The following is a 12580-nucleotide window of genomic DNA, read 5'->3' on the forward strand; positions in this document are numbered from 1 at the left end:
ATTTCAAAAAGGTGACAGCGTTTTGAAGAAAAACAATTTATGATAAAGAAATGGTATTTTTATGCGGGTTTAATCGTTATTATTACATTTTTAAGTTTGGGTTTTAAACCCTTTAGTCTGAAAGCCAAACCCTGGTTTATTACAGAAAAAACAGATGGAGCAGAATACTTATTTCCATCGGAAGAAGAGGATGATTATCCTAATATAAGTGTTCCATACACCGGAAACCATTTTATAGGTTTCAAAGAAGCAGTTGCTTTTAAAGAGTCCCAAGGAAAATACCGAAAAGTAAATTCTATTGGCTACATGGGAAAATATCAATTTGGCTCTAAGACTTTAAGATCAGTAGGTATTCAAAATGATGAGGCCTTTTTAAAGAATCCTGCTTTACAAGAAAAGGCATTTGTTGCACTGTTATCAAAAAACAAATGGATATTACGTCGTGAAATTGCCAAATATGAAGGTAAGACGATCAATGGCGTAGAAATTACCGAATCAGGGATTTTAGCAGCAGCACATTTAGGTGGTGCAGGTTCAGTAAAAAACTTCTTTAAAAACAATGGTAACAGACATTTTAGAGATGCTTACGGTACTTCTTTAAGAAGTTACATGAAGGCTTTTGGCGGCTATGATCTCTCTTACATTGAAGCAGATAGTAATGCTACTATTAACGATTAAGAATTTGAAAAAAAAATCCCGAATCTATCGGGATTTTTTTATAGAAAAATTAGTTTAATCTATTAATATTTCTAAAATTTTGATTGCTGCTTCACTAATCTTTGTTCCTGGGCCAAAAATAGCAATTGCACCCGCATCAAATAAATATTGATAATCCTGCTTAGGTATAACACCTCCAACAATTACCATAATATCTTCACGACCATGTTTTTTTAGCTCTTCGATAACTTGAGGGACTAATGTTTTGTGACCTGCTGCAAGTGATGAAACACCTAAAATATGAACATCGTTTTCAATAGCTTGTTTTGCAGCTTCTGCTGGTGTTTGAAACAAAGGACCAATATCTACATCAAAACCTACATCAGCATATCCTGTTGCTACTACTTTTGCTCCACGGTCATGTCCGTCCTGTCCCATTTTTGCAATCATAATTCTGGGACGCCTTCCTTCTTGTTTTGCAAAAACGTCAGCAAGCTGCTTTGCTTTTTCAAAACTTTCATCGTTTTTAATTGCTGCACTATACACACCACTAACAGATTTTATTTGAGCCTTGAACCGGCCAAAAATACTTTCGAGGGCATCACTAATTTCGCCTAAAGTTGCTCTGTTTCGGGCACCTTCGATAGCAATTTCCAGTAAATTTCCCTGGCCGGTTTTAGCACAATGAATTAATTTTTCGAGTGATTGGTTTACTTTTTCAGTATTTCGGGTTGCTTTTATTCTTGAAAGATGCTCAATTTGCTGTTTGCGAACCATTTGGTTGTCAACATCTAAAATATGTAGAGGATCTTCCTTTTCTAATCTAAATTTATTTACACCTACAATAATATCTTGCCCACTGTCAATTCTTGCTTGTTTTTTCGCTGCAGCTTCTTCAATTCTAAGTTTTGGAATTCCGGTTTCAATGGCTTTCGTCATGCCACCTAATTCTTCTACTTCCTCAATAAGCTTCCAGGTTTTTTCTACCATTTCATTGGTAAGACTCTCAATATAATAACTTCCTGCCCAGGGATCTACCGTTTTGGTAATTTTGGTTTCTTCCTGTAAAAAAATCTGTGTGTTACGTGCGATTCTTGCAGAAAAGTCTGTTGGTAAAGCAATTGCTTCGTCAAGGGCATTGGTGTGTAATGATTGGGTTCCTCCAAAAGCTGCCGCTGAAGCTTCAATACAAGTTCGGGTCACATTATTAAAAGGATCCTGTTCTGTTAAACTCCAGCCGCTTGTCTGGCAATGTGTTCTTAAAACTAATGATTTGTCACTTTTTGGATTAAATTGTTTTACGAGTTTGGCCCATATCATCCTTCCGGCTCTCATTTTGGCAATTTCCATAAAATGATTCATTCCAATTGCCCAGAAAAATGATAATCTTGGTGCAAATTCATCAATGGTCATACCTGTTGATAATCCGGTTCTGATGTATTCTAAACCATCAGCAAGAGTGTACGCTAATTCAATATGAGCAGTTGCACCCGCTTCCTGCATGTGATATCCTGAAATTGAGATAGAATTGAATTTTGGCATTTTTTTGCTTGTAAATTCAAAAATATCGGCAATGATTTTCATCGAAGGAGTTGGTGGATAAATGTAAGTATTACGAACCATGAACTCTTTCAAGATATCATTCTGAATTGTTCCTGACAATTTTTCAATTGTTACGCCTTGTTCTTCAGCTGCTACAATATAAAATGCCATAATTGGTAAAACTGCCCCATTCATAGTCATTGAAACTGACATTTCATCCAATGGAATCTGATCAAATAGTACTTTCATGTCTTCGACAGAATCAATGGCAACCCCGGCTTTTCCGACATCCCCAACCACTCTTTCATGATCTGAATCGTAACCTCGATGTGTTGGCAAATCAAAAGCTATGGATAAGCCCTTTTGACCGGCTGCTAAATTTTTTCTATAAAAAGTATTGCTTTCTTCTGCTGTTGAAAACCCCGCATACTGGCGGATTGTCCAAGGTTTTTGTACATACATAGTTGTATAAGGACCTCGAAGGTTTGGAGGAAAACCTGCGCCAAAATCTAAAAATTCGAATTCCTCAATATCTTTTTCAGAATATTTTTTTTTGATTTCGATTCCTTCTGCTGTAGTAAAGTTATCAATCAGAGATTCTGAATCATGTAATTGTTCATTTGATTCATCACTTTTAACTTTTAACTTAATATGTTTAAGGTCTTTTCTTATCATTGAAATACTCTTTTGAGCAGTTATCATTACGTTGAAAAATATTATTCGGATTCTAAACGTTCCTGTTCCAGTTTTTCGGCTAATCTTTTTTCAATTATCGGTGTAATCAATGTCTTTCTGGGTTTTATTTTTACAAAAGGAAACAATTCTAAATCGTGTTTCATTTTGTCTTCCGGATTTGGATATTTATTTGTACCTAATAAAACTTCTTTTTTGGTATCGAATAATTCCTGTTCTTTATTAGCGCTTTCCTGAATTTTCTTTTTGATGGTTCCATCATTCAAAAGTTTCAAAAAGCCTCCGTTGGTTTCAATATCTTTAAATAGAGCGAGACTTTTTTCGGCTAGTTGAATGGTTAAACTTTCAATATAATAACTTCCATCAGCAGGATTGTCCACCTTGTCGAAGTAACTTTCATGTTTTAAAATCAATAATTGATTTCTGGCAATCCGGTCACCAAATTCATTGTCTTTGTGGTACAAAGAATCGTAAGGCAAATTGGCAACAGTATCTGCTCCTCCTAATATTGCCGACATGCATTCTGTTGTGGTACGAAGCATGTTGACATTGTAATCGTATATGGTTTTATTGCGTTTGGTTGGTGTAACCAATAAAAGACATTCTAAATCGGGGTTGTATTCGGCTGCAATTAAGTTGAAAAGCATTCGCATTGCACGAAGTTTTGCAATTTCAAAGAAATAATTAGTTCCTACAGCTACCTGAAATACAATTGGTTTCTTTAAATCCGGAAAGCGATTCAGGTATTCGTTTGCATGCGACAGACTGTATGCGATCTGCTGTGTTATATTGGCTCCGGCATTTTGGTAGAGACCTGAGTCAATACTTAATAGGGAAAGATTTGCTGTTGCTTTTGAAATCTTTTCGAGTGTTTCAAAATTATTTTTATCAGATGTCGCAAACCAATTTCCTTCTCTGGCTAAATGGCCAATTGGATCTAAATTGCAATAAAAAACAGTTTTTTTTTGAATTGAAATAGTATCCAGTTTTTTTACGAAATCGATTGAAATAAAATTCAAATTAAAGTAAACGATTCGGTTTTCTAAAGGAAGATTTTCTAATAATTTTTGAATGTCTATTTTTTCATTTTGAATGGTAAAACGCAAACTTTCGGCACCTCTTTCAAGGGTGTCTATTGCTTTTTGAATCGATTTTTCAACATCGTAAACAAATATGTTTTGGCAGATTTTAAAATTAGAAGCCTGCGTTTGTATCTGGGAAGTTTTGAAATCTTCATCATAATGGTAAAATGGCTTTACCTGTATATCTTCAGGAGAATTCCAGATTACAGTTTTGTTGTAATCGGCACCCTCCAGTTCAAACTGAATTTTTTGTTTCCATTGTTTGGATGAAATCGGACTAAAATCGTCGAATAGGGTAGTAGCCATTAGTTTTATGTTTATTCTTTTTCCTGAATTGTATCGCCTTCAAATTTAATAATGTATATGTCTTCGCTGTCTTTTTTCATGAAGTACTTTTCGCGGGCGTATTTCTCTATTTGTTCAGGATTTTTGAGTTGTTTGATCTGTTCCTGGTCTTTTTTGATTTCTTCCTGATAATAGGTTTTATTGTCTTCAAGTTCGTTAATCTGATTATTTAAAAACCGATGGTCGAAATAAGAATAATTATCTAAAAATAGCATCCAAACTATAAAAAACAGTAAAACCCAAACATATTTATTGCTTAGAAATTTGAACCATTTTTTGTCTTTGTATGGATTTTTCATTTTAATTTATTTTTAACCGATTACTTCTTTTAAGGAGATTTACCTTTTTAGCCCCGATTACTTCACAAAGTTTATTTTTTTATTTGTGTTCAGTGAACTTCGTTTGAGCCGATATCCTTTTTATGGCTTTTTCGGATACAAAAAGATAAAGGGCAAAGCGGAATAGCTCCTTATTTTTATGGAATAAATTTACAATAAAAATTATAAAATACGCTGATTAATTACAGCACGAACTACATCTATTGCTACGGTATTGTATTTATCATTCGGAATAATGATATCGGCAAAAGCTTTCGAAGGTTCAATAAATTGCTCGTGCATCGGTTTTAAGGTGTTTTGATAACGGTTTAAAACTTCGTCAATATCGCGTCCGCGTTCTGAAATATCTCTTTTTAAGCGACGGATTAATCTTTCATCAGAATCAGCATGAACGTATATTTTTATATCAAAAAGTTCCCGTAATTCAGGATTTGTTAAAATCAAGATCCCTTCAACAATCATTACTTTTCTTGGGTGTGTTGATACAGTGTCATCTGTTCTGTTGTGCTGGATAAAAGAGTAAACAGGCTGATCTATGGTTTCGCCTGCTTTTAAGGCTTTAAGATGTTTTACCAGTAATTCGAAATCTATAGCACGAGGATGATCAAAATTGATTAATGCCCTTTCATCAAATGACAAATTGTGGGTTTCTTTATAGTATGAATCCTGAGAAATTACACCCACCTCGGTGTCCGGTAATTCATTCATGATTTGGTGTACTACTGTTGTTTTTCCACTTCCTGTTCCTCCGGCAATTCCAATAATGAGCATAAATTTTGATGTTATAATTTGTTTCGCAAAAATAATAATTTAACTGAATCGCTAAACATTTAATATAATTTAACCATATAAGTAATCTAAGTAAGTTTAAACTGGAAAATGTTTAAACAAAATGTTGCTTAACTGAATTTATATTGTTTATATGGTGAAAATTATAAAAAAATCCCGAAAGTAAAAACCTTCGGGATTTCGTGCAATCAGTATAGTTTTAATAAAATATTCTGAATTTAGTAAGCACTTGTAATTATTTATTCTTTTTTGCTTTTATCATCATTTCAAGCTGATCCCATAGTTCTTCGGGGATTGCTTCTAATAAGTTGAATTGTCCGGCTCCTTTTAACCATTCTCCACCGTCAATTGTAATGACATCGCCGTTTACATAAGCCGAAAAATCAGAAACTAAATAAGCTGCTAAATTGGCTAATTCCTGATGATCACCTACACGTTTTAGAGGTACTTTTTTTGCCATATCAAATTTCTCTGCCAAATCTCCCGGTAATAATCTGTCCCAGGCTCCTTTAGTAGGAAATGGCCCCGGAGCAATTGCATTAGAACGAATTCCGTATTTTGCCCATTCTACAGCCAGACTTCTGGTCATAGCCAAGACCCCTGCCTTTGCTGTTGCACTTGGGACCACGTATGCAGAACCCGTCCAGGCATATGTAGTTACGATATTTAAAATCGTTGCAGATGTTTGTTTAGTGTCAATCCAATGCTTTCCAAAAGCGAGTGTACAGTTTTTAGAACCTTTTAGTACGATATCTATAACAGTGTCAAATGCGTTGGCAGACAGACGTTCTGTTGGAGAAATAAAATTTCCGGCTGCATTATTTAAAAGGACATCTACTTTTCCAAAAGTTTTTAAAACTTCCTGAAGCATGTTTTCGACTTCTTCATAATGACGAACATCACATTGGAGCGGTAAACATTTTCCTCCAGTTTCAGTTTCGAGTTCTGTTGCAGTCGTTTTAAGCTTTTCTAAATCTCTTGAAGTAATCGCTACCTGAGCTCCTAATTCTAAAAAATATTTGGTCATTGCTTTTCCTAAACCGCTTCCACCGCCTGTAACTACAATGACTTTACCTTTTAAAGCATCGTCTCTTAACATTTTATCTGTATAGCTCATACTTTTTTATTTTTACAAAATTAATTAATTTAAATAGGATGCATGCATAATATTGTTATAAATTTTAGAAAAACTTTAGATTGCGCATATTTTTTTTGCTGCAGATTCGAGTGTGAAGTTATCTTTGGCGAAACAAAAACGTATTAATTTCTTGTCTTTATGGTCAGAATAAAAGGTTGAAATTGGAATTGCGGCAACACCATGATCTGTGATTAGTCTTTTACAAAACGTAACATCATCCTCGTTTGAGATTGAAGCATAGGAAGCAACCTGAAAATAAGTTCCTTCGCATGGTTTTAGTTCAAATCGGCTGTTTTGAAGCAGTTTTTGAAAATAATCCCGTTTCTCCTGATAGAATTTTCCAAGTAAATTGACGTCGACAATATCTAAATATTCGCTTATGGCAAACTGTGAAATACTGTTAACGCTAAAAACCAAAAACTGATGTACTTTTTTAATTTCTTTCATCAGATATTCAGGGGCAATGGTGTATCCGATTTTCCATCCTGTAATATGGAATGATTTTCCAAAAGAAGAAACCATTATACATCGGTCTAAGAGGAAACTTTTGGTATGTGCCGAAATATGTTTTTCTTCGAAAGTAATGTATTCATAAACTTCGTCTGATAAAACTATGATGTCAGGATATTTTTCAAGAAGATTTTGTAGCTGAACAAAATCCGCTTCGGTTAGAATTTTCCCTGTTGGATTATGGGGATTGTTGATGATCATCAATTTGCTTTTTGCAGAACAGGCTTTTTCTATCGTTTCCCAATTTGGAGTGTAATCATCATTTAGTGCTACCCGCACTGGTTTGGCTTTGCAAAGTAAAACAGGAGATTCGTAAGAATCGTAGCTCGGATCCAAAATAATGACTTCGTCGTTTTCTTTTACTAAGGCTAAAATCGTAGTGAAAATTCCCTGAGTTGCACCGGCTGTAATTAAAAGTTCTGTGTCAGGATTTATAATTCTGTTATAGGAACTCAGAACTAATTTTGCAATTTGATTCATCAACGGCGGATATCCTGCCATTGGTGTATATTGGTGCACATTTTCTTTTGCTAATCTCGCTACAATATCCGTCAGCCTTTCATCAACCGGAAAATTTGGAAATCCCTGAGAAAGATTTATCGCATTATATTCGGCTGCCATTTTTGACATTGCCGTAAAGATGCTGGTGGTTACGTTAGGGAGTTTACTCATGATAAAGTTTGATTTGGGAACTTTTGTGAGAAAGGATTGTGAAGTATATTAGTGAACAATTATAGGTATGGAATAAAGAACTCTAACTACAATATTATTTTGTTTTCCAGGACTCCATTTTGGTGATAATTTTAAAACTCGAATAGCTTCTGTACCTGTTCCGTGTCCAATATCTCTTAAAATTTTTATATCAGTTAAAGATCCATCTTTTTCAATAATAAAAGTAGTATACACTTTTCCTTTTAGGTCTTTTTGAGGATTTTTATAGTTTTCTTTTAAAAAGAGTTCTAATGCTTGTTGACCACCTGGAAATTCAGGTCTCACTTCTAGCCCAGCCGTATTATACACTTGGTTTTCTTCTTCTTCAATAACGGGTGTTACTGAACTATTTTTAGTCAATTCATGTAATTTGGATGCATTAGGTGGTTCATTTCCAATTATAGTTATAGGAAATGAATATTTCCATCTAACAGACTCATTGTTTCTTTTAGCAGGAATCCACTTTGGAGATAATTTTAAAACTCTAATTGCTTCTTCTCCTGTTCCATAACCAATATCTCTTAAAACTTTTATATTGTTCAGTGTACCATCTTTTTCAACAATGAAAGTTACATAAACTTTACCTTTTAACCCAGACACATTTGGCATTTTGTAATTTTTTTTCAAAAAAACATTATGCAAAGCATCTGGTCCACCAGGGAATTCAGGTTGCTTGTCTACATAAGAACCATCTTCAGTACTATTAGTTACTGCGTTTGGATCTGATTTAATAGTTGGTTCTTTATGTTGTGAAAACACATTTTGTACAAAGCAAATCAAAATCAGAATTAAAAACTTTTTCATTATGATGATTTTAAAGTTAGCTTACATTTTATGAATAATAAAAATCGTTGGTCGATTATGTAAATCCACTTTTAATTTTTTCCAGTCAGCAATTTTCATTGTTTTAATAAATTCTGTTGGCAGCGTAATATCTGTAGCAATACAAAGATGTGTTGAAGGATTTAAAATCTGCAAAAGATCTTCAATTAATTTATTGTTTCTATAAGGTGTTTCAATAAAAATTTGCGATTGATTTTTATCGTGGGACAATTTCTCAAAATGTCTCAATGCCGATTTTTTCTCGTCTTTGTCAATTGGTAAATAGCCATTGAAAGTAAAACTTTGTCCATTCATTCCAGAAGCCATCATAGCTAATAGGATAGAAGAAGGTCCAACCAAAGGAACAACCTGAATCCCTTTTTCATGTGCCAGTTTTACAATAACAGCTCCTGGATCAGCAACTCCGGGACATCCGGCTTCGCTCATTAAACCCATGTTTTTTCCTTCTAATAAAGGTTTTATGAAGTCTAAATGTTCGCTTGGTTCTGTACGTTTGTTTAAAGTAAAAAGAACTAATTCGGATTGTTTTTTCTCCGGTAAAACTGCTTTTATGGATTTTCGTGCAGTTTTTTCGTTCTCAACAATATAATAATCTATAAGTTCAATACTTCTTTTTACAGTTTGCGGTAAAACATCCATTGGGTCACTTTCGCCCATAGTAGTTGGGATTAAATATAATTTTCCTGGAAGTTTCATATCTTTAATATAGATTATAAAATGAAATACTTTTTCAACTATTAAATATCAATAATTGAAAAAGTAAATTAAGAATGTTTTTCGATAAGTTTTTTTGCAATTATTTCGGCTGCCTCATCCAGCATTTGATAGACATTGTCAAATCCGTTAACGGCTCCGTAATAAGGGTCTGGAACGTCAACATTTTCATCCTGAAATAATTCATTTAGAATCAGATTGACTTTGCTTTTGTGTTCAGGAGTTTTGGCAAGATGAATGATGTCACGAAAATTCGAATTATCCATGGCATAGATATAATCAAATTCATCAAAATCAGAAGTCTTGAATTGTCTTCCTTTTTGCTGGTCAATACATAAACCATTTTTTTGGGCAACGGCAATAGAACGTTTGTCAGGTGCGTGGCCTACATGCCATGAACCGGTACCGGCAGAGTCGACTATAAAATTTTCTTTTGGTAATTTGGAAGCTAAAATACCTTCAGCTAAAGGTGATCTGCAGATATTTCCCAAACAAACCATTAAGATTTTTACTGGCATGATGCGCTTTTATAGCGTTAGTTTTTTGTTGATGTCTTCGACAAATTTTTTGAATTGTTTGTCTGTAGAAACTAAATTGTCAACTGTTTTACAAGCATGTAATACAGTAGCATGATCGCGATCTCCAATTTGAGAGCCAATGTTTGCTAAAGATGCTTTTGTGAATTTCTTTGCAAAAAACATAGCCAATTGTCTCGCCTGTACCACATGTCTTTTTCTTGTTTTTGATTGAAGAGTTTCAATGTCTAACTGAAAATAATCAGACACAATTTTTTGAATATAATCAATAGAGATTTCTCTCTTTACATTTTTAACAAATTTCTCTACAACACTTTTAGCTAACTCAATTGTTACTTCTTTTTTATTGAAAGAAGATTGAGCGATTAAGGAAATAATAGCTCCTTCAAGTTCTCTAACATTTGTTTTGATATTGCGGGCAACATATTCAATAATGTCTTCCGGCATTTCAACACCATCACGGTAAAGAATATTTTTTAAGATTGAAATCCGGGTTTCATAATCCGGCTGATGCAATTCAGCAGATAATCCCCATTTAAAGCGGGATAACAAACGCTGTTCAATATCCTGCATATCAACAGGAGCTTTGTCAGAAGTTAAAATTACCTGTTTTCCGTTTTGGTGCAAATAATTGAAAATATGGAAAAATACATCCTGAGTTCCTGATTTTCCGGATAAGAACTGTACATCATCAATAATCAAAACGTCTATTAATTGGTAAAAGTGAATAAAATCATTACGATTATTCTTTTTTACCGAATCAATATATTGTTGTGTGAAAATCTCGGCAGAAATATATAAAACCGTTTTTTCCGGATATTTATCTTTTACTTCAACACCAATAGCATGTGCTAAGTGTGTTTTTCCTAAACCAACTCCACCAAAAATCAATAAAGGATTAAATGAAGTCCCTCCAGGTTTGTTGGCAACAGCCATACCCGCAGAACGTGCCAGACGGTTTGAATCTCCTTCCAGAAAATTGTCAAAACTATAGTTGGCATTTAACTGGGATTCAATTTTTAAATTTCTAATTCCGGGAATTACAAACGGATTTTTAAGTTCTGGATTTAAGTTTTTAAACGGAGCATCAACCTCTTGCGGTTTCATTGGCACTCTATTGGAACTTGGCAACTGTTCGGTAAAAGGTTGTTTGTTTCCATAAGTGTTCTCCATTTTAATTTTATAGAGTAACTTTGCGTTTTTTCCCAGTTCTTTGGTAAGCGCAACTTTCAATAATTTTACGTAATGTTCTTCGAGCCATTCGTAGAAAAATTTACTTGGAACCTGAATGTATAACGCGTTGTCGGTTAGCTCAACTGATTTGATTGGTTCAAACCAAGTTTTGTATGCTTGATCTTGAATATTGTCTTTTATAAAGGACAAACAGTTTTCCCATACCGATTGAGCAGTTTTAGTCATAAATTCAGATAAATTTTTTTATTATTGATAAAGATTCTCCTAATAAAAGGAGGTAATTTTATTCCTTATTTCGGGATAACAAATATGTGAACAAAATTCTGTAAAAAAAAATATTTTGAACTCTAATTTTATAAAATAATGTTGTAAGCATACTTTAAGAACTTAATTTTTTTAATATATAAATAATGAAAAATCATCAAACGCAAGTGCGCGTTCGCTACTCTGAAACTGATCAAATGGGGGTTGTTTATCACGGGAATTATATCCCGTATTTTGAGATAGGTCGCGTGGAATGGCTTAGAAATAAAGGGATTTCGTATAAAAGCATGGAAGAAAGCGGAATAGGATTGCCAATTGTTTCGATGCAGATAAATTATAAAAAATCGGCGCGTTATGATGAGCTTTTAACAATTCATACTACTTTTAAAAGTCAGTCTTCAGTCAAGATTGAATTTGACTGCGAAATCTACAATGAAGCAAATGAGTTATTAACAACGGCGGTGTTTATTTTGGTATTTATTTCGCTAAAAACGGGTCGGCCAACACCTCCTCCGGATTATATTTTAGAATTATTTAAAACACTTGAATAATTGTTAAAATGCTATGCTTTTTTATATCGATTTACATAATTTTTATATCGATTTCAAACATTAAATCAAAAGTGCTGAATATAGATTCAGCATTTTTTTTTCTGGTTTTTGTCATTATTTTTCCAATTGGTAAGTCGGAATCTTCGTCAATTTCCATTTCCTGAGAAGTTATTTCCAGCTTTTTTTCCTTAATTACCCGCATGACTTTATTCATGTTTTTATAATCAAAAGAGATTAAAAAATGTACGTCAATCGTTTTTTTGACAATTTCACAAACTTCAAGTGTCATTTGTGCGGTAGTTTTATAAGCAGCTATTAATCCGCCAACGCCCAATTTTATTCCACCAAAAATTCGAACCACTACCACAAGAACGTTGGTCAGTCCAAAAGATTGTATCTGACCATAAATCGGGGTTCCTGCTGTATTGCTTGGTTCTCCGTCATCATTTGCGCGATAAGATATTTTTGGAGCTATACCTAATTGATAGGCATAACAATAATGGACAGCATGAGGGTGTTGTTTTTTTAAGTTTTCAATAATCGGTTTTACTTCATCTTCAGTTTCTATCGGAAAAGCATAGCCAAAGAACTTACTTCCTTTTTCCTTAAATAAGACCTCTTCAGATTCAAAAGCGATGGTCTGGTACGTATCGTTATATTCCAAAGTTAAATT

13 protein-coding genes are annotated in these 12580 nt (G+C 33.8%); 2 read left to right on the forward strand and 11 right to left on the reverse strand.

Features of this window, described 5'->3' with window-relative positions; translation table 11 throughout:
- Window positions 1-39 precede the first annotated feature (39 nt).
- Complete coding sequence (locus BXU10_RS03050; protein WP_078226041.1) at window positions 40-678, forward strand: peptidoglycan-binding protein LysM; 639 nt, start codon at window positions 40-42, stop codon at window positions 676-678.
- Between the two features lie 54 nt (window positions 679-732).
- Here the strand turns inward: BXU10_RS03050 and scpA are convergent, their stop codons facing one another.
- From scpA to dnaA, 10 genes are all read right to left on the reverse strand, one after another.
- Window positions 733-2874, reverse strand: coding sequence for a methylmalonyl-CoA mutase (scpA, locus tag BXU10_RS03055; RefSeq protein WP_078226042.1), 2142 nt, complete (start codon window positions 2872-2874; stop codon window positions 733-735).
- 41 nt (window positions 2875-2915) lie between these two features.
- Complete coding sequence (locus BXU10_RS03060) at window positions 2916-4280, reverse strand: methylmalonyl-CoA mutase subunit beta (protein WP_078226043.1); 1365 nt, start codon at window positions 4278-4280, stop codon at window positions 2916-2918.
- An 11-nt stretch (window positions 4281-4291) separates the two neighbouring features.
- On the reverse strand, window positions 4292-4618 hold the full coding sequence (locus BXU10_RS03065) for a septum formation initiator family protein (RefSeq protein WP_031456190.1): 327 nt from the start codon (window positions 4616-4618) through the stop codon (window positions 4292-4294).
- A gap of 201 nt (window positions 4619-4819) precedes the next feature.
- Window positions 4820-5428: a uridine kinase gene (gene udk, locus BXU10_RS03070; protein ID WP_078226044.1), complete on the reverse strand. Its 609-nt coding sequence runs from the start codon at window positions 5426-5428 to the stop codon at window positions 4820-4822.
- A gap of 253 nt (window positions 5429-5681) precedes the next feature.
- On the reverse strand, window positions 5682-6563 hold the full coding sequence (locus BXU10_RS03075) for an SDR family oxidoreductase (RefSeq protein ID WP_031456188.1): 882 nt from the start codon (window positions 6561-6563) through the stop codon (window positions 5682-5684).
- 75 nt (window positions 6564-6638) lie between these two features.
- Window positions 6639-7766: a methionine aminotransferase gene (locus BXU10_RS03080; RefSeq protein ID WP_078226045.1), complete on the reverse strand. Its 1128-nt coding sequence runs from the start codon at window positions 7764-7766 to the stop codon at window positions 6639-6641.
- 48 nt (window positions 7767-7814) lie between these two features.
- Window positions 7815-8609, reverse strand: a complete 795-nt coding sequence (locus BXU10_RS25145) for an energy transducer TonB (protein ID WP_223255381.1) — start codon at window positions 8607-8609, stop codon at window positions 7815-7817.
- Between the two features lie 21 nt (window positions 8610-8630).
- Window positions 8631-9344: an SAM-dependent methyltransferase gene (locus tag BXU10_RS03090; RefSeq protein WP_078226046.1), complete on the reverse strand. Its 714-nt coding sequence runs from the start codon at window positions 9342-9344 to the stop codon at window positions 8631-8633.
- 68 nt (window positions 9345-9412) lie between these two features.
- Window positions 9413-9880, reverse strand: coding sequence for a low molecular weight protein-tyrosine-phosphatase (locus BXU10_RS03095; protein WP_078226047.1), 468 nt, complete (start codon window positions 9878-9880; stop codon window positions 9413-9415).
- Window positions 9881-9889: 9 nt separating this feature from the next.
- Window positions 9890-11317 (reverse strand): chromosomal replication initiator protein DnaA, encoded by a 1428-nt coding sequence (gene dnaA, locus BXU10_RS03100; RefSeq protein WP_007809948.1) that lies wholly within the window; start codon window positions 11315-11317, stop codon window positions 9890-9892.
- Between the two features lie 185 nt (window positions 11318-11502).
- Between dnaA and BXU10_RS03105 the strand changes: the two genes are divergently transcribed.
- A complete protein-coding gene (locus tag BXU10_RS03105) occupies window positions 11503-11907 on the forward strand; it encodes a thioesterase family protein (protein WP_078226048.1) in 405 nt (134 codons plus the stop codon).
- Window positions 11908-11938: 31 nt separating this feature from the next.
- Here the strand turns inward: BXU10_RS03105 and BXU10_RS03110 are convergent, their stop codons facing one another.
- Complete coding sequence (locus tag BXU10_RS03110) at window positions 11939-12571, reverse strand: YigZ family protein (protein ID WP_078226049.1); 633 nt, start codon at window positions 12569-12571, stop codon at window positions 11939-11941.
- Between the last annotated feature and the right edge of the window lie 9 nt (window positions 12572-12580).

Source organism: Flavobacterium sp. LM4 (genome assembly GCF_002017935.1).
Taxonomy (GTDB): Bacteria; Bacteroidota; Bacteroidia; order Flavobacteriales; family Flavobacteriaceae; genus Flavobacterium; species Flavobacterium chungangense.